Source organism: Lactococcus protaetiae, assembly GCF_006965445.1.
In the GTDB taxonomy this organism is placed as follows: Bacteria; Bacillota; Bacilli; order Lactobacillales; family Streptococcaceae; genus Lactococcus; species Lactococcus protaetiae.
Genome location: NZ_CP041356.1, coordinates 2,472,661 through 2,489,826, shown reverse-complemented (window position 1 = coordinate 2,489,826; position 17,166 = coordinate 2,472,661). Strand labels below are relative to the sequence as shown.

At 37.3% G+C, this 17,166-nt stretch carries 17 protein-coding genes; 16 read left to right on the top strand and 1 reads right to left on the bottom strand.

All coding sequences use genetic code 11. The features are described 5' to 3' along the window. Positions 1-126 precede the first annotated feature (126 nt). On the bottom strand, positions 127-2,274 hold the full coding sequence (locus FLP15_RS11790) for an amino acid ABC transporter substrate-binding protein/permease (protein ID WP_142767272.1): 2,148 nt from the start codon (positions 2,272-2,274) through the stop codon (positions 127-129). A gap of 318 nt (positions 2,275-2,592) precedes the next feature. Here FLP15_RS11790 and FLP15_RS11785 point away from each other — a divergent pair, with 318 nt between their 5' ends. From FLP15_RS11785 to FLP15_RS11715, 16 genes are all read left to right on the top strand, one after another. Then, positions 2,593-3,249 (top strand): VTT domain-containing protein, encoded by a 657-nt coding sequence (locus FLP15_RS11785; protein ID WP_142767271.1) that lies wholly within the window; start codon positions 2,593-2,595, stop codon positions 3,247-3,249. Positions 3,250-3,697: 448 nt separating this feature from the next. Then, positions 3,698-4,582: a shikimate dehydrogenase gene (locus FLP15_RS11780; protein WP_142767270.1), complete on the top strand. Its 885-nt coding sequence runs from the start codon at positions 3,698-3,700 to the stop codon at positions 4,580-4,582. Positions 4,583-4,647: 65 nt separating this feature from the next. Next, positions 4,648-5,715 carry a 3-dehydroquinate synthase gene (gene aroB / locus FLP15_RS11775; RefSeq protein ID WP_142767269.1) on the top strand — a complete coding sequence of 356 codons (1,068 nt, stop codon included), beginning with the start codon at positions 4,648-4,650 and terminating at the stop codon, positions 5,713-5,715. Further along, positions 5,712-6,200, top strand: coding sequence for a DUF1697 domain-containing protein (locus FLP15_RS11770; RefSeq protein ID WP_142767268.1), 489 nt, complete (start codon positions 5,712-5,714; stop codon positions 6,198-6,200). The genes aroB and FLP15_RS11770 overlap by 4 nt, the downstream gene beginning before the upstream one ends. A gap of 746 nt (positions 6,201-6,946) precedes the next feature. After that, positions 6,947-7,873 carry a DMT family transporter gene (locus FLP15_RS11765; protein WP_142767267.1) on the top strand — a complete coding sequence of 309 codons (927 nt, stop codon included), beginning with the start codon at positions 6,947-6,949 and terminating at the stop codon, positions 7,871-7,873. A gap of 416 nt (positions 7,874-8,289) precedes the next feature. Then, a complete protein-coding gene (locus FLP15_RS11760; protein WP_142767266.1) occupies positions 8,290-8,760 on the top strand; it encodes an NUDIX domain-containing protein in 471 nt (156 codons plus the stop codon). Continuing rightward, positions 8,750-9,418, top strand: coding sequence for a DUF1054 domain-containing protein (locus tag FLP15_RS11755; RefSeq protein WP_142767265.1), 669 nt, complete (start codon positions 8,750-8,752; stop codon positions 9,416-9,418). Before FLP15_RS11760 ends, FLP15_RS11755 begins: the two co-directional genes overlap by 11 nt. Before the next feature lies 1 nt (position 9,419). Beyond that, positions 9,420-10,016: an HAD-IA family hydrolase gene (locus tag FLP15_RS11750; RefSeq protein ID WP_142767264.1), complete on the top strand. Its 597-nt coding sequence runs from the start codon at positions 9,420-9,422 to the stop codon at positions 10,014-10,016. After that, entirely contained in the window at positions 10,016-10,480 is a 465-nt protein-coding gene (locus tag FLP15_RS11745) for an NUDIX domain-containing protein (protein WP_142767263.1), read from the top strand. The genes FLP15_RS11750 and FLP15_RS11745 overlap by 1 nt, the downstream gene beginning before the upstream one ends. After that, positions 10,477-11,649 (top strand): chorismate synthase, encoded by a 1,173-nt coding sequence (gene aroC, locus FLP15_RS11740; protein WP_142767262.1) that lies wholly within the window; start codon positions 10,477-10,479, stop codon positions 11,647-11,649. Before FLP15_RS11745 ends, aroC begins: the two co-directional genes overlap by 4 nt. A gap of 2 nt (positions 11,650-11,651) precedes the next feature. Continuing rightward, complete coding sequence (locus FLP15_RS11735; RefSeq protein ID WP_142767261.1) at positions 11,652-11,888, top strand: hypothetical protein; 237 nt, start codon at positions 11,652-11,654, stop codon at positions 11,886-11,888. A gap of 532 nt (positions 11,889-12,420) precedes the next feature. Further along, complete coding sequence (locus FLP15_RS11730; protein ID WP_142767260.1) at positions 12,421-12,774, top strand: YxeA family protein; 354 nt, start codon at positions 12,421-12,423, stop codon at positions 12,772-12,774. Positions 12,775-12,897: 123 nt separating this feature from the next. Then, positions 12,898-13,053: a hypothetical protein gene (locus FLP15_RS12835; RefSeq protein ID WP_190288302.1), complete on the top strand. Its 156-nt coding sequence runs from the start codon at positions 12,898-12,900 to the stop codon at positions 13,051-13,053. Between the two features lie 355 nt (positions 13,054-13,408). Then, complete coding sequence (locus tag FLP15_RS11725) at positions 13,409-14,239, top strand: ABC transporter ATP-binding protein (protein ID WP_223804644.1); 831 nt, start codon at positions 13,409-13,411, stop codon at positions 14,237-14,239. Continuing rightward, complete coding sequence (locus tag FLP15_RS11720) at positions 14,232-16,226, top strand: ABC transporter permease (protein WP_142767259.1); 1,995 nt, start codon at positions 14,232-14,234, stop codon at positions 16,224-16,226. The genes FLP15_RS11725 and FLP15_RS11720 overlap by 8 nt, the downstream gene beginning before the upstream one ends. 63 nt (positions 16,227-16,289) lie before the next feature. Then, positions 16,290-17,144: a MurR/RpiR family transcriptional regulator gene (locus FLP15_RS11715; RefSeq protein ID WP_142767258.1), complete on the top strand. Its 855-nt coding sequence runs from the start codon at positions 16,290-16,292 to the stop codon at positions 17,142-17,144. Positions 17,145-17,166 lie beyond the last annotated feature (22 nt).

Sequence of the window (17,166 nt, the reverse complement as noted above, 5' to 3'; positions counted from 1 at the left end):
AGTTTGAACTCCAATAAAGATTTTATCTAAGTGATGGCTGTGATTGAAGCATTATGAGTTACCCCAGAACGCGTTAATCGTCGTTGATTTTTACAATGTATAAGCCATAGTACTTGTGCAGTCTACTTATTTCATTTTCTTTTCTACACGACGTCCAACCCACATGAGTAGAAGAAGAACAATCATGTAAACCAAGCCAATTAAGCCATAAACTCGGAAAGCTTGGAAGTTACGGGCGACGATGATTTGACCAGTTTGAAGTAATTCAACAAGACCGATAACAGAAACAAGTGTCGTATCTTTGAGTGTGATAACAAATTGATTAATCAAACTAGGAATTGTAATTTTGATTGCTTGTGGCAAAATAACTTTACGCATTGAAGTGACATATGGAACACCAAGTGAACGACTTGCTTCCATTTGTCCAAGTGGAACAGCTTTAACACCACCACGTACGATTTCGGCAATGTAAGATGACTCATTAAGTGTTAGAGCAATGACCCCGGCTGTGAACTCATTTAATGGTGATTGATGACCAGTAATCATTTGCAATAAGTTAGGAATACCGTAAAAGATAAAGATGGTCAAAACAAGCAATGGAATTGAACGGTTTAAATCAACATAAACACGAGAAATTCCACGAAGTACGGGACTAGGTGCAACTGAGAAAAGACCAAAGATAATCCCAACAATTAAAGCAAGAACGAATGATACAAGAGCAAGTTCGAGTGTGATTAATAAGCCATGTCCAATTTGTTGCCAGTTATTTTTAAGAATACCACCAATCGTATTTTCTTTAGCATCTTGTGTTAAAGCAGGTGCATCATTGGCAAGATATTTGCCAATAATTTTATCATATTCACCATTAGCACGAAGAGCAGCAAGTCCATTGTTGAACATTTGAATTAATTCAGGGTTTGTTCCTTTTTTAACTGCGAATCCATATTGCCCGTCAGGGATGGCTTTCAGAGGTGTTTTGAAGGTTTGACCTTGTTTAATAGCGTATTTGATGACTGGTTCATCATCCATAAGAGCGTCAATTGAGCCATTATTTAAAGAAGAGTACATTGTTGTGGCATCAGTGAAGGTTTTCACAGTATAACCATATTTTTTTGCATTTTTATTGAGATAGTCAAATGAAGCAGTTCCATTTTTTGCACCAAGCGTTTTACCTTTGAGGTCACTCCATGACTTTATACTATCATCTGTTTTTTCTGTGGCGAGAGTCAAGTTAGAAGAAAAGTAAGGATTTCCATAATCAAATACTTGTTTACGAGCATCTGTAATAGACATTCCTGACATCATCCCATCAGCGTGTCCAGCTTGTACAGCGTCAACTGCTGCTTGGAAACCTACAAAGTTCCATTTAAGTTTGAACCCTTGTTCTTTTGCGATAGCATTCAGGAGGTCGACATCAATACCAGTAAATTGTTTTTGAGAGTTTTGGAATTCAAATGGAGCAAAGCTATTGTCAGAAGCAATAGTATAAACTGCTTTTTTAGGTATAGCTTTCTTTGAAGCGCTGGCGGTATATTTTTGTAAAATCTTGTCATAGTCACCGTTGGATTTCATTTCAGCAAGAGCTTTATTGAAGCCATCAACAAGATTTGAATTTTGACCTTTCATTACTGCAAAGCCGTAACCACCAGGGAGTGATATAGAAGGAAAATTCATTGCTAAATCTTGTCCTTGTGTGATGGCATAAGAGATAACGGGAACTTCATCCATAGCTCCATCGATGTTGCCTGAAGCTAGTGCTGCGAACATATGAACACCATCAGAGTAAGTTTTAATGGTATAACCATATTTCTTTTGGTTATTTTGAAGCCAAGTTTGTGCGGCTGTACCGTTTTTAGCACCAAGTGCTTTGCCTTTAAGTTGACTGTAATCGTCAAGTTTTGAAGCTTTAGTTGTAGCGATAGTTAGGGCTGAAGTATAGTAAGGATTTGAAAAGTCGAAAGTCTGTTTGCGTTCGTCAGTAATTGTCATACCAGCAATAACGCCGTCTACTTGTCCGCCTTTAAGATTTTGCAGGGCTGCGTCAAAACCGGGAAAACTCATTTCTAATTTCCAACCATTAATTTTGGCAACTTCGTGCATGATATCAACATCAATACCTACCCATTTCTTCTGGTCATTTTGAAATTCAAAGGGCGCATAGGCGCTATCTGATGCGATTTTTACGGTTGTTTCTGCATTTACCTTGGTTGGGGAAATTGAGAAAGCTGTGACGGTGGCAAATAATACTGTCAGAGCAAGGAATAATTTCTTCATTTCGTCCTCCTAATTTTATTCTGGAAAAATTATATCATAAATGTATACACAATTCAAGGCGATGTTAGATTTTCTAACATTTCTCTAATGTTATACATTCTGATAAACCGTCATAAAGCATATATTGTCAAAAATAGCATTTTAGTGTAAAATTGAGCAAGTGGTAAACCCACATTGAAATGAAAGAATACACGGTATCGTGTGTATAAAGGGAAGGATGACAAATCCCTGATGAACTTTATTAATGATGAGGCTTAACTTGTGTGAGTGCCTGCGGATTTTCAATTGATAAAGTTTGGATTTGTATATGATAAGATAATGTTTACACAACTTTCGATTTTTGGTTTTTTTAATGAGTGGATGGCGAATTTTGCTCAGATGCCTAATGGTCATATTTGGATTTATATTACGCTTGGAGCAATTATTTTCATTGAAACTGGGATTGTAATTTTTCCATTTTTACCTGGAGATTCGATATTGTTCTTTGTTGGTAGTTTAGCAGCGATGTCAAATGGTAAATTATCATTAGGGCTATTGATTCTAATCATGGGACTTTTAGCTTTCTTGGCAAATCTAGTAAATTTTGAAATTGGGCGAAAATTTGGAGATGTTATTCCAAAACACCGATGGTTAAGTCGTTTTTTGAAGCCAGAATACATGGAAGAAGCTCATCAATTTTTTGAAAAATGGGGTTCTTGGGCGATTTTTCTTGGACGTTTTATGCCGATTATTCGTACAATCGTCCCGTTTACGGCTGGCGCAGGAAAGATGCCACATAAGAAGTTTGTCTTCTTTAATTTAATTGGTGGTTTTGCTTGGGTAATTGTTGCACTTGGTGCAGGATATTTATTTGGTGGAATTCCTTTTGTTAAAGCTCACTTTGAGATTATTATGATTGCGATTGTTATTGTTTCACTTTTACCAGCATTCATCGGTGTATTAAAACGTGTTTTTGCGAAGCGCAAAGCTGTATAGATTATGATAGAATAGTACTTACAAAACTGTAAGTACTATTTTTATTTTATGTCAGTTCTTTTAAAGTTTCAGAGTGATGGGCATTATATCTGGTATTGAGAAAAGTTGGCTATTTCTTTCGATTGTAGGACTTAGCAGAGCTGACAGATGATGATAAAATTCAAAAAAATAAAAGTTTATTTGGAGAGATAGTTGGACACTTGTGAAGAAGGTGTATCTGTGGAATATTTTGATATACTAACTCCACTTTAAAATCCTATAAAGTCGGAAGTTCAATCTTGCAATCTATTGAGGAAACAAGGAGAAACAGATAGTGCTAACTGCAATGACCTAGATAAAACAAATAAAGCGCGAAGTTATGCAGTGACGTTGATTCGTTGTTGTACATTACAACGAATTAGTCATAGTCTCAATACGAAATAACGGTATAGGAAAATGGGGATAGATAATGGAAATTAATGGATATACGCGTATGGCAGCGGTTGTTGCTCAGCCGATTAAACACAGTTTATCTCCTTTTATTCATAATTTAGCTTTTGAGTTGACGAATGAAAATGGTGTCTATCTTGCATGGGAAGTTGAATCAGAGGATTTAGGTGCTATTATAGAAAATGTTAAACGTTTAAATATGTATGGAGTGAACATTTCTATGCCGTATAAGCGTGATGTGATTGACTTTGTAGATTATCTGACTGATGAAGCTAGGTTGATTGGCGCTGTCAATACGGTTGTTAATTTTGACGGAGAATTGATTGGTCATAATACTGATGGGATTGGTTTTTTTAAAGCGCTTGATCAGTTTGATTTTGATGTCAAAAACCAGACTATGACGATGATTGGTGGTGGAGGTGCAGCAATTGCAATTATTGCTCAGGCTGCACTTCTTGGGGTCAAAAAAATCAATGTTTTGGCGCGTCGTTCACAGTCATTTGAATCTCTGTCAGCACGTTTGGAAAAGCTGTCAGCACTGACAGAAACAGAGATTTTACTGACAGACCTGTCGGTTACTGACGAAATTCAAAAACAACTGACAGAATCACAATTATTGGTTAATGCAACTTCTGTTGGAATGGACGGTGAATCTCAGCCCCTTCCAAATGAACTGAGATTGTCAGAACATTGTCTTGTGGTGGATGCAATTTATAAAGTTCCCGAGACTCCGTTTTTGAGATGGGCAAAAGCTCAAGGTGCAACTACTGCGAATGGTCTAGGAATGTTGCTTCATCAAGCAGCAGCGAGCTTTGAAATGTGGACTGGAAAAAAGATGCCAACAAATAAAATCGAACAAAAGCTTAGAGATAAAATACACATGAATAAAGGTGATGGTGAGTGACAGCTTTATTAATCTAATCATCTACTTTATCTAAAAATAGAACTTGAAAATAAGAGGTACTATTAATGAAATTGAATGTAAATTTGCCCAATCATCCCTATGAAATCATTATTGAACGTGGTAGTCTAGACACTGTAGGTGCTTGGGTCGCAAGCCTTTGGAAACCGCAAAAAATCATGTTGATTTCTGACAATCACGTCAATCAATTATATGGAGAAAAAGTTCTGTTACTCCTTTCAGAAGCTGGTTTTGATGTATCAGTATTTGAGTTTCCAGAAGGAGAGGCGAGTAAAGTGCTAGCAACAGCGGAAGCCGCTTGGAATTTTGCAGCTGAAAATGGTGTGACTCGCTCAGATGGAATCATTGCGCTAGGTGGTGGAGTAACGGGAGATTTAGCTGGATTTGTAGCAAGTACTTATATGCGTGGTATTCATTTTTTACAAATCCCAACAAGTTTAACTGCACAGGTTGATAGTTCAATCGGTGGAAAAACAGGAATTAACTCTAGTGTTGCTAAAAATATGATTGGTACTTTTACGCAACCTGACGGGGTGCTGATAGATCCTGATGTTCTTTCAACACTAGGTGTTCGAGAATTCAAAGAAGGCCTTGGAGAAGTCATAAAATGTGGACTAATCGGTGATAAAAAATTGTGGGAGCTACTCGAAAAAGCTCAAGATATCAGTGATTTGAGACAAAATCATGCAGAAGAGATTATTTTTGCTTCTTGTGATGTGAAACGTAAAGTTGTTGTTGATGACGAGTTAGATAACGGTGTGAGACTTTTCTTGAATTTTGGGCATACCATCGGTCATGCAGTAGAAAGTGTTGCGGGTTATGGCAAAGTGATGCACGGAGAAGCAGTTGCGATTGGCATGGTACAAATCAGCAAAATTGCTGAGGAAAAAGGATTGATGCCAAAAGGAATTACAGAACAAATTCGCCAAATGGTTGTGAAATATGGTCTTCCCGTTGAGTATAAACCGTGGGAAGAACAAAAATTGTTTGAAGCATTGACTCATGATAAAAAAGCACGAGGTAAGTTGATTAAAACAGTGATTGTACCTGAGATTGGACGTGCTGCGATAAACCCTGTGAGCTTTGAGGAAATGAGGGATTATCTGAGAAAATGAAATACATTGGTTTTCTACGTGGCATCAATGTCGGTGGTATGAAAATAAAAATGACTGATTTGAAGTCTGAGTTTGAACGGCAAGGAATGACAACGGTTCAGACGATTTTAAATACAGGAAATGTTATTTTCGATAGTTCTACAACTCCTCCTGATTTGTCTTTTTTGCCCGTATTTACTTTTATTAAAACTGCGCCCGAACTAAAAAAAATAGTACAAAACAATCCATTCAATAAAAAAGAAAATTTTCATATCTATGTTTTTATTGCTCAGGCTGATTTTGCAAAACTTGCTTTAGAAGAATTTTCTAAGTTAAAAACGAAAGAAGAAGCTGGAAGTGTTGTAGAAAATGTGTTTTACTGGCAAGTACCAATTGGAAGCACACTTCATACGCCATTTGGAAAGATTTTAGGTAAGAAACAATATAAAGAAAAGTTTACTAGTAGAAACCTCAATACAATTGAGAGAATCGCGAGTAAACTGTGATAAAATAATAATAACTTTGAAGTTTTAACTTAGCAGTATTATCTCCGCTTCGCTCCGCTGTCGATTTCACTAAGCCACTAGGTGAAACAACTAGCATATCCGTAAGCGCTAAAGCGCCAACGGCTATCCTATAAAGTGGCAAGTTCAAATCGCAAGCGACTAGATCAACTAGCACATCCGTTGCTACAGCTATCCTATAAAGTCGTAAGGCGAAATGGCAAGCTCTGCTTTTGTTCTACTGCCCTGAAGTATAATCGTTTAGACTTCAGCATATCTTTGATGGCTAACATTGATGGTGGAGAAAGAATCCCCACTGTTGCTAGGACACAGCCTCACATCAAAGGTATGAGGTCACCCTGTCCCTGAAGTCTAAGCGCTAAAGCGCTTAGACCCTAGGGCAGTAGAACGAAAGCAACGCTTAGTGCTGCTTATCCCTCCACGTAAGAGGTGGGGGAGTTGCCACTCCGACTAGGTGCTTTGCCTTTTGCTCTTGCTGCTTTAGCAGCTAAGCAAACGGACAGCGGAGCAACGAAGTTGCGTAGACCGTTCGCAGAACGGCGTGCGAAGCACGTAGGCACCGTAGCGAGGATGGACAGCCTTTTTATCAGACGCTTCAGCGGCTAGATAAAACGGACAAATGTTTATCGCGTAGCCCAAAGGGCGAAGATCGCACGCACTTGCTTGGTTAAATTTCAGCTTTGGGAACCTTGAAGTAAAGGAACAAAAAATAACTTTAAGGAGTAATCATGTCTATCTTTCTTGTCATTTCTTTATTCGCAGGTTTTCTGCTTTCAAATCAAAGTCCTATCAATGTAGATTTACGCCGATATGCTGGCTCGCCTTTCCTTTCGGGCTTGATTTCTTTTGTTGTTGGTACAATTTTTCTTGCTGTTATGACTTTGATTACAACAGGAAGTTTATTGCCTAGTCTTCATTTCATTCTGACTCAGCCGTGGTGGATATGGCTTGGGGGTCTTTTAGGAGCAGTATATTTAACCTCAAACATTTTGCTTTTTCCGCGTCTAGGTGCGCTTCAAACTGTTATTTTACCGATTTTGGGGCAAATCTTAATGGGAATGGTTATTGATAGTTTTGGTTTATTTGGCTCGCCAAGAATTATCTTCACGCTGATGCGTGCAAGCGGAATCCTGATTTTATTAGTCGGCGTGCTTATTGCAGTTGTTTTGCCAAATTTGCGCAAAAAACCAAATGTAGAAAAAGATAAAGAACGGTTGGCAGGCTGGCAAATTTGGGGTGTTTTGATTGGAATGATGGGTGCAACTCAGCAAGCAATTAATGGACATCTAGGTGTTTTGCTAAAAAATTCGTCTGAAGCGAGCTTTATTTCATTTTTGATAGGAACGATACTCATTTTATTTGTAGTACTGCTTGTGGATAGAAGACTTCCAAGTTGGAAGACATTACGTCAAGCGAAAGCTTGGAATTTTTTCGGAGGGATTTTGGGCAGTTTGTTTGTTCTTGCGACTGTTATTGCAGTACCACATATTGGTGCGGGCTTAACTGTTGTTATGGGATTGATTGGGCAAATCATAGGTTCTATGCTTGTTCAGCAATTTGGCTGGTGGAAATCACCAAAATATCAGATTGTAGCAGTACAGATTGTAGGTGTACTTGTGATGCTACTTGGTGTTGTATTTATTAAGTTTTTATAATAAGATGTGAGTTCGACTGCTCTGAAAGGTTGAAAAATGCCACTTGGCTCTTTGGGCTTTGTCTTTTGCTCTTACTGCTTTAGCAGTTAAGCGAACGGACAGCGAGTAGTTACACTACGAAGATGGGGAAATGTGGAGATGGATACAGTCCATTGGACATTTTATCTTTTTTCATAGCTTTCAAGGAGGACGGAATCATACTAGTTCATCTCTAAATCTGCGTAGCAGATTTGGTAGTTGAACTGCAAATATACCGCCTTGCGCTTGCGCAAGAAGTGATTTGCGTGGAACGCAAACTTTAATTTCTAAATGTTCCATTTAGAAATTAAACAGTATTAGTTAGTTAAGATGTGAGGGGCACTCGTTCTAATTTTCATAATTTTAAGCGCATCGAACTCGATTGAAGAAGGTAAAATTTGGCTGATTATATTAAATGGATTCGCTCAAAAGTAGCTCATGAGCAGATTTTCTTAAATTATTGTGTGGCTTTAATCAGGAACTCTGAAGGAAAAATCTTAATGCAAAGACGTGGCGATAATCATCTTTGGAGTTTTGTCGGAGGTTGCATGGAGCTAGGTGAAGATTTTGAAACGGCACTTCGTCGCGAAATTTTTGAAGAAACTGGGACTACTGCTGTAAAAATTGTGCGTCAATTAGGCGTTTATACTTGGAAAGATGTGCTTTATCCCAATGGTGATAAGGTTCAGTCTATTGACATTGTATATATTTGTGAGTTGACAGCGCCTTTGGATGTTTCTTACATAGATGAAGAAACTTTAGAATTACGCTGGGTGGATTTAAAGACGCTTTCTCTACCACTTTTTATTTCAGGCCATAAGCAAGTGATTCGTGATTATTTGGCACAGGAGGAAGGATATGTTTACTGAGCAATCTTTTGAAGTATTTGATATCGTTGGTTTAGAGGCCAGAATGAGTAAAATTCGTGAAAAGATTCAACCTGATTTCTTGGAAATTGGTGAAAAATTTCTGTCAGTACTGCGACTCGACTTGCGGCTTCAGTCGCTTAGCGAGAGTGGACAATCGAGCACCAAAGGTGCGAAAATGACAGAAAATCTGTCAGAGCATCAATTTTATTTGCATATCGCAAAACATCTCAGGAGAACGACAAATGCGCCAGAAAGTACTTGGGCAGCTATTTCTACAAAACCGCGAGGTTATAAGATGGAACCTCATTTTCAACTAGGGATTTGGAAGGATTATGTCTTTGTCTATTTGTCAATCATCGACCAACCAAAGGCTCAAAAAGATTATGCTGACAGACTTTTGTCAAATTTGACAGAGCTAGAAAAGTTGCCATTAGATTTTGTCATTTCAAAAGACCATACGAAAGCTGAATTTTATGATTTGTCAGTGCTGACAGAAACTATAAACCGCCTGTCAGCAGTGAAAAAATCGGAATTTGAGATTGGACGTGTTTGGTCAGCTGAGAAATTTGATGGAAAGCATGATGAGAATATTTTGACGGAGATGTTAGAGACGATAAGAAGCTTGCTTCCAATTTATGAGCAACTCATGGAGAAATGAAATGGCAGCATTTATTTGGGACTTGGATGGGACCTTGATTGACAGCTATGATGTGTTTTTGACTGCTTTGTCAGAAACTTTTTCAAATTTTAATTTACCCTTTGAACGTACGCAAGTTTATCAGTTCATTAAAAAGTATTCGGTCAATGAGCTATTAAAAACGCAACCTGTTGATTTTGACTTGATAAAGTCAAGTTTTACCAAAAAAACGACAGCAAGAAATGATGAGATAAAGCTGATGGAGGGCGCAAAAGCGATACTAGATTGGACGAAATCTCAAGAGATTGAAAATTTTATCTATACACATAAAGGTAAAAATGCTCATCAATTGCTTGAACAGCTGAGCATTTCGGACTATTTTACAGAAGTAATCACAAGTGAATATGGTTTTCCAAGAAAACCAAATCCAGTGGGTGTGGATTATTTGTTGGAAAAGTACAAGCTTGATAAATCTAAAACATATTATATTGGTGACCGTCAGCTTGATATCGAAGTTGCACATAACAGCGGCATTCAGTCTATTAATTTTATCAAAGCGGAAAAATCTCAAAAAATCGAAAAACTGATGGATATTATTGGATTTTGGGAAGGAAAATAATGGCAGATTATATCAGATGGCTCCGTAGTAAAGTGGGGCATGACAAAATTTTGACAGTCGCTGTTGTTGCTTTTTTACGAAATGAATTTGGTGAAGTTTTGCTTCAAAAGCGTATGGATTCTGGACTTTGGGATTTACCCGGAGGCTGTCTTGAATTGGACGAAACTTTTGAAGAAGCGCTTTACCGTGAAGTTTTTGAGGAAACAGGGCTCCACGATTTTGAGATAATTCAGCAATTTGGTACATACAACTGGGGTGAGTTTGTCTATCCAAATGGAGATAAAGTTCAACCAACGGATATTTGTTATCGTTGTGAAGTTAAAAAAAGTGTGGTAGATTTAACATATCATGATGATGAAACTCAGAGTTTAGAGTGGATAGATTTGACAAAGTTTGATTTACCACTATTCAATCCAAAAATGCAAAGAGCAGTTGAAGATTATATAAAATTGGAGGAATTATGAGATATTTTACAGCAGGAGAAAGTCACGGTCCACGTTTGACCGCTATTATAGAGGGGGTTCCAGCAGGACTACCTCTCTTAGATTCAGATATTAACATTGAACTTAAGAGACGCCAAGGTGGCTATGGACGTGGTGGACGAATGAAAATTGAGTCTGATCAAGTCGAAATAACGAGTGGTGTTCGTCATGGTAAAACAATTGGTAGTCCAATCACACTTAATGTAACCAACCGTGATTTTAAAAACTGGGAACAAATCATGGCAAGTCACGATGTTGAAGATAAAGTGAAGTCGCAACGCCGACTCACAAAGCCGCGACCAGGACACGCAGACCTTGTTGGTGGGATGAAATATGATTTTGAAGATTTGCGTAATGTATTAGAACGTTCATCAGCTAGAGAAACAACCATGCGTGTCGCAGTGGGTGCTGTTGCAAAAAAATTACTCCATGAACTTGGGATTGAAATTGCTAATCATGTTGTAAAGTTTGGAGCTTTTGACCTTTCATCATCGCTGACAGAACCTCTGTCAGTAGCAAAAATTCAACAAACGGCACGTCAGAATGATTTATCTGTTGTCAGTACTGATAAAGCAGATGAAATTCGTTCTTATATTGACACAATAAAAAAAGCAGGAGATACGATTGGTGGAGTTATTGAAGTCCGCGCTGAAGGTTTACCCGCAGGACTTGGTAGCTATGTGCAGTACGATCGCAAGCTAGACGCAAAAATCGCATCTAGTGTAGTATCAATCAATGCTTTTAAAGGTGTAGAATTTGGTATCGGATTTGAAGCTGGTGGTCTTCCTGGTAGTCAAGTCATGGATGAAATTCTTTGGAACGAAGAATTTGGATATACAAGAAAGACCAATCATCTTGGCGGTTTCGAAGGCGGGATGACGAACGGAGAACAAATTATTGTACGTGGTGTGATGAAACCCATTCCGACACTCTATAAGCCATTGATGTCTGTTGATACCGAGAGTCACAAACCTTATAAAGCAAGTGTCGAACGCTCAGACCCTACGGCACTTCCAGCGGCAGGGGTCGTCATGGAAAATGTTGTAGCAACAGTACTTGCACAAGAAATCTGCGAGAAATTTAGTAGCGATAATTTTCCAGAGTTAAGAAAAGCAGTAGAGACATACCGTACTCGTATAAAGGAGTTTTAAGCATGAAACACGTAGAAGTCACAGTAAACAAGCATGAAATGTTAGTTTTTGACGATATGGGACAGTGTAATTCTTTTATTGATAGTTTCACTCGTGATTTTGAAGACAACATCATCATGGGCGCTCCAAAAGAGATTCACCCAGATTATGTGGAAATGTCAGCAATTTTCTATAATCCTTATCATTCAAGACCAGAAGGACAGGAAGTTGTCCTACTAGATATTCACATTCCAAAATAGACTTGCGAGTCTATTTTTTTATCTTGAAGTGATTGCTTCATTGGTGGTGATTCTTTCTCCCCCAGTGATGTTAGGGCACAACCTCTAGGTGTAACAACTAAGCGACCTGTACGCAGCTAAAGCTGTAACAGTCTGCTTAACATCAAAGATATGAGGTCACACCTCCGCTTCGCTGCGCTGTCGATTTCACTAAGCCACTAAAGTGGCAAGTTCAAATCGCAATCGACTAAAGTCGCAAGGCGAAGTGGTCTTGTCCCTGAAGTCTGTCTCGCTTTGCTGCGCTGTCGATTTCACTAAGCCGCTAAAGTGGCAAGTTCAAATCGCAATCGACTAAAGTCGCAAGGCGAAGTGGTCTTGTTCCTGAAGTCTATCTCGCTTTGCTGCGCTGTCGATTCTCGCTACGGTACGTACGTGCTAAGTTAAAAAATATAAGCTTACAAATTTGTAAGTTTTAATCTCTGTCTTTCTTGTTAAAATTAATTTATCAAATCAAAAACTTTTCAAAGAAAAGGATTAAAGGGGATTTAGAAGAATGAAAAAAATATTATTTGGGCTAATCGCATTAATTGTTATTATTGCAGGCTCAGGATACGCTTGGTACAAGATAAGTTACGGAGGAACATCTTATTATATTCAAGTTACACAAGATGGAAAAAAGGTAAAAGAACAAGACGATACAGGTAAAACTTATTATCACTATGAATATAAAGAAAAAGCATATGATAAAAACGGTAAAATGAAACAACTTGATTTTAATGCAGAACATAACTTGCGTCACGAAGCTTATTTAAAATTGACATATAATAAAGCCAAAGGGGTCACAAATTGGGAAGAAGTCCAAAAGGCAAAAATTCCATCACCAGCATTAAAGGAAATTCAAAAATAATAACAGTTCTTGCTACAAACGAAATAATCAACTGATAAAAAGATTAATAGTTTGTAAAGAACATAAGATACCAATATTTATGGTTTTAATCTACATATAAAGAAACAGGAGGTTTCATCAGTTATGACATTTTTACAGTTAAATATCGCATTAATGGGTATCACGATTGTCCTTGTTTCGCTCATGGGAGGTTGTCTTGTTTATAGTATGCATGCTCTGAAGGACAGGCTTGCAAAAATCGAACAAGAACCAAAAATAATTAAAACAGTTAAAGAATAATAGACTAGTTCCACTTTAAATTCTATACCACAGGAGTTCATTCTCCTTAAATGGCTAATATTGTTTAATTTCTAAAAAGAACTTTTAGAAATTGAAGTTTGTATTCATGTAAATTATCGCTTGCGTTTGATGTACTGTGGATAAGAAAATCCTTACTTTCTCGAATCAGCGCAAGATAGCATACAGCTACTAAATTTGCTGAGACATGGTGCAAAGTCGTAAAGTGAAATAGCTAGTGGTTTGGTATGTCACGATATTGTTTCTCCATCATGAAGTGTTGATTTCAGTGAATTAGTTATAGTATAAAAATAGTAAAGTTTGCTAACTTATACAGAGCAAACTATCGGAGGTCAAAATGTTACTTGAAGTTAAACACCTGAAGAAGATTTTTAAAACTCGTTTCTCAAAAGAAGAAACAACAGCCCTTGTTGATATTGATTTTGGAGTAGAAAATGGTGAATATATCGCCATTATGGGTGAGTCAGGTTCAGGAAAAACGACACTTTTAAATATTTTATCAACGCTTGAAAAACCAACATCTGGTCAAGTTCTGTTAAATAGAGAAGATATTACAGCAATCAATGATAAAGAAATCTCAGCTTTCCGCCGCGACCATCTCGGATTTGTATTCCAAGATTTTAATCTTTTAGATACACTCAGTGTGCGGGATAATATCTATCTTCCGCTCGTATTGGCTAAAACAAATGTAAAACTTATGAAGTCAAGATTGGAACAACTTGCACCGAAACTACATATTGAACCTCTACTTGAAAAGCAGCCTTTTGAGCTTTCTGGCGGTCAAAAACAAAGAGTTGCTGTAGCGCGTGCGCTGATTAGTCAGCCTGATTTAGTGCTTGCTGATGAACCAACTGCCGCTCTTGACTTTAAAAATTCTGAAGACTTGCTTAATCTTTTTGAGGAAATCAATAATAGTGGTCAAACCATCATCATGGTAACACACTCAAGCCTTGCTGCAAGTCATGCGAAGCGTGTGTTATTTATCAAAGATGGGGTTCTTTATCATCAGCTCTATCGTGGCGAAAAAACAGCAACAGATTTTGCTAAAGAGATTACGCTTTCTATGACTGCATTTTTAGGGAGTCAGGTAGAAACAGCTCAAAATGGTCAAGGAGAAAAGCTCGAAGCTACGAGAAAAATCGGAGCGGAGGTAGGAAACCATGCTTAGTTTGAAGCTCGCCACAAGTAATATTAGAAAAGGATTTAAAAGCTTTGCTCCTTTTTTGATGGCTTGTATTACGATGTTTGTCATGATTTTTGTAACGGCATCTATTGGACTTTCACCTTCTATTGATAAACTCAAAGGAGGAAGTGCAGTTGCTGAATTGATGGGCTTTGCTCTCATCATCTTAACCATTTTTTCGATTTTAATTTTGATTTATAGCTACCGTTTCTTACAGCTCCAACGATCAAAAGAGTTTGGACTTTATGATATTCTTGGATTTGGTAAAGTTCGGATTGCAGGTGTGGCTTTTCTTGAGCTTTTACTTAGTTATATCATCACAGTTGTTATCGGAACAGTATGCGGAATTGCATTTTCCAAATTTCTTTATTTAATCTTTGTTAATCTTATTGGCGGAAATTATTTTAATTTGGCGATAAATCCGATAGCTATCGGAATTGTTATGTTTATTTATGCCATCTTTTTCCTGATTTTAATGATTATCGGAAGTTTCATTATTTGGAAATCATCAAGTCTCGATTTGTTACGTGAAGAGTCCAAGGGTGAAAAAGAACCTAAATCTAATATTTTCTTTGCTGGACTTGCAGTGATTCTACTTGGCGCAGGATATTATGTTGCGCTCACTGTTGAAAATCCAATCGCTGCTTTGGTCAAATTCTTTATCGCCGTACTTCTTGTTATTTTCGGAACATATTTTTTCTATGTGAGTTTTACCGTATGGTACCTCAAACGTAAGAAGAAACGTCCAAGTTATTACAAACCTAATAACTTTATCACGACAAGTTCAATGCTTTATCGAATGAAAGCAAATGCAGTTGGTCTTGGTAATATTACTATTTTATTGTCAATGACAATTGTAACAGTTATTGTCAGTCTGGGAATTTTCTTTGGAACAGAGAATATGGTTAAGACTCAATTTCCAAAAGAGGCGCAGATTACGTCCTTTGGTGATAAAAAAACGAGTGCAGACCTGTCAGTACTGACAGAAAAAGCAGCAGCAGCTGCAGGTGTTAAAGTCAATAGTCTCTCCACTCTTTATATGTCACCGGACCTTGAAATTACACGTAAAGCAGGTTCTGAAACACAATTTATAGCTAGAAGTTCTGGAAGTACAAGACTTCTTGATCAAGATGATTATTTTGTTACGCTGACAACGATAGATAGTTTAAAATCTCTTGGTAATCAAGATTTGTCAGCACTGACAGAAAATCAGGTCTTGCTTTTAGACTTATCAAGTGATAAGAAAAGTGCAACGACTACAGTTAATACAGTAAACTGGTATGGTCATCAATACAATGTTGCTGGTCATCTTAAGTCAGTAAAGAATTTTCCAGAAGGAATAAGTCCAACAAATTCATTGTTAATGGTATTTGCCAACGACAAAATAATGAATCAAGAATTAAAGAATTACAATTCAACCAAGGGTGAGCAAGGTTATACACAACTTCCAGTAACAATGACATTGTTTGAAGTGAATAAGGCAGATGAAAAGAAATTAACAACAGCCTTCAATAGACAAAATGGAAATGATGATAGTCTATCACTAAGTTACCGTACTGAAACATGGGAAACTCAACGTGCCCAAATCGGTGGTTTTGTATTTATTGGTTTTGTTTTAGGAACAAGCTTTATTCTTGGAGCAGCTTTGATTATCTACTACAAACAGCTCTCTGAAGGAGCACAAGACAAACGGTCATTCAAGATTCTCCAAGAAGTTGGTCTTTCAAAAGCTGAAGTTCAAAAAACAATCAAATCTCAAGTGCGTATGATTTTCTTCTTGCCCTTACTCATTACGATTCTTCACCTTCTAGGAGCTTATCGGATGATTGACAAGATTTTGATGATTTTTGGTGTGATGGATAGTAATCTAACACTGACCATCAGCCTGATTACTATTGCGAGCTGTGCTGCTATCTATTACCTCATTTACAAAATAACAAGCGGAGTTTATTACAAAATTGTTGAAAGATAAGATAAAGATGCTTCGGCATCTTTTTTGTGAAATAAAGTTTCATGCTTATGATATAATAAAAGTATGAATATTCTACTAGAAATCCAATCTAAGCTAAAAGAACTTTCCCCAAATGAAGCAAAAGTTGGAGAATATATCTTGAAATCTCCTGATGAAATTATCACTTTAAGTACACAAGACATCGCAAAAAATAGTCAAGTATCGCCAGCTACAGTCGTCCGATTTGTTAAGTCAATTGGGCTTGATGGAGTGCCTCACCTCAAACAGCAGCTTTCTATTTGGCAGGCAAATGCTCAATCTGAAACAGATTTTCAAGAATTACGGCCAAACGAAGAAATTGATTCTATTAAATCTAAATTGAAAGCCAGAATCAATCACATGACAGAATTAGTTAATGAACACCTCTCTAACGATGCCCTGAAAATAACCGCCCAACTGATTGAAGAAGCACAACTTATTTTTGTATTTGGTATAGGGGCGTCATATTTAGTAGCACAAGACCTCGCCCAGAAGTTCAACCGTATTGGTAAAACTGCGATGTGCGAAGATAATACGCATACAACAGCAGTTATATTGACGAATAATAAGCAAAAAAAATTATTTTTTGCAGTAAGTGATAGAGGTGAATCAAAAGAAGTATTAGAAATGGTTGAATTGGCCAAAAGTCAGGAAATTACGACAGTAGCTATTACAGGAAAAGAAAATTCTAGTTTGGCAAAGAATGTAGATTATCCATTAATTTCTATTTCTGGAGAGAATTTTGAATTTCGGCAAGCAGCTACAGTATCTATGATGGCACAAATTTATCTTGTTGACATTTTATTTTATACTTATGTTAGTAGTAATTTTCAGCGTTCACGAGATTCTATCCTGAAATCACTAAAAGCAATTAACAAAATAGAAAAAAAGAGTGATTAAGCTCTTTTTTTTATTTTAATGA

Bases quoted from the DNA above. Each gene is read 5' to 3' on its own strand.
- FLP15_RS12835 (WP_190288302.1), top strand. From the start codon at position 12,898: ATGACATTTTTACAGTTAAATATCGCATTAATGGGTATCACGATTGTC.
- FLP15_RS11725 (WP_223804644.1), top strand. From the start codon at position 13,409: ATGTTACTTGAAGTTAAACACCTGAAGAAGATTTTTAAAACTCGTTTC.
- FLP15_RS11730 (WP_142767260.1), top strand. From the start codon at position 12,421: ATGAAAAAAATATTATTTGGGCTAATCGCATTAATTGTTATTATTGCA.
- FLP15_RS11745 (WP_142767263.1), top strand. From the start codon at position 10,016: ATGGCAGATTATATCAGATGGCTCCGTAGTAAAGTGGGGCATGACAAA.
- FLP15_RS11715 (WP_142767258.1), top strand. From the start codon at position 16,290: ATGAATATTCTACTAGAAATCCAATCTAAGCTAAAAGAACTTTCCCCA.
- FLP15_RS11720 (WP_142767259.1), top strand. From the start codon at position 14,232: ATGCTTAGTTTGAAGCTCGCCACAAGTAATATTAGAAAAGGATTTAAA.
- FLP15_RS11780 (WP_142767270.1), top strand. From the start codon at position 3,698: ATGGAAATTAATGGATATACGCGTATGGCAGCGGTTGTTGCTCAGCCG.
- FLP15_RS11770 (WP_142767268.1), top strand. From the start codon at position 5,712: ATGAAATACATTGGTTTTCTACGTGGCATCAATGTCGGTGGTATGAAA.
- aroB (WP_142767269.1), top strand. From the start codon at position 4,648: ATGAAATTGAATGTAAATTTGCCCAATCATCCCTATGAAATCATTATT.
- FLP15_RS11790 (WP_142767272.1), bottom strand. From the start codon at position 2,274: ATGAAGAAATTATTCCTTGCTCTGACAGTATTATTTGCCACCGTCACA.
- FLP15_RS11750 (WP_142767264.1), top strand. From the start codon at position 9,420: ATGGCAGCATTTATTTGGGACTTGGATGGGACCTTGATTGACAGCTAT.
- FLP15_RS11755 (WP_142767265.1), top strand. From the start codon at position 8,750: ATGTTTACTGAGCAATCTTTTGAAGTATTTGATATCGTTGGTTTAGAG.
- FLP15_RS11765 (WP_142767267.1), top strand. From the start codon at position 6,947: ATGTCTATCTTTCTTGTCATTTCTTTATTCGCAGGTTTTCTGCTTTCA.
- FLP15_RS11785 (WP_142767271.1), top strand. From the start codon at position 2,593: ATGTTTACACAACTTTCGATTTTTGGTTTTTTTAATGAGTGGATGGCG.
- FLP15_RS11735 (WP_142767261.1), top strand. From the start codon at position 11,652: ATGAAACACGTAGAAGTCACAGTAAACAAGCATGAAATGTTAGTTTTT.
- aroC (WP_142767262.1), top strand. From the start codon at position 10,477: ATGAGATATTTTACAGCAGGAGAAAGTCACGGTCCACGTTTGACCGCT.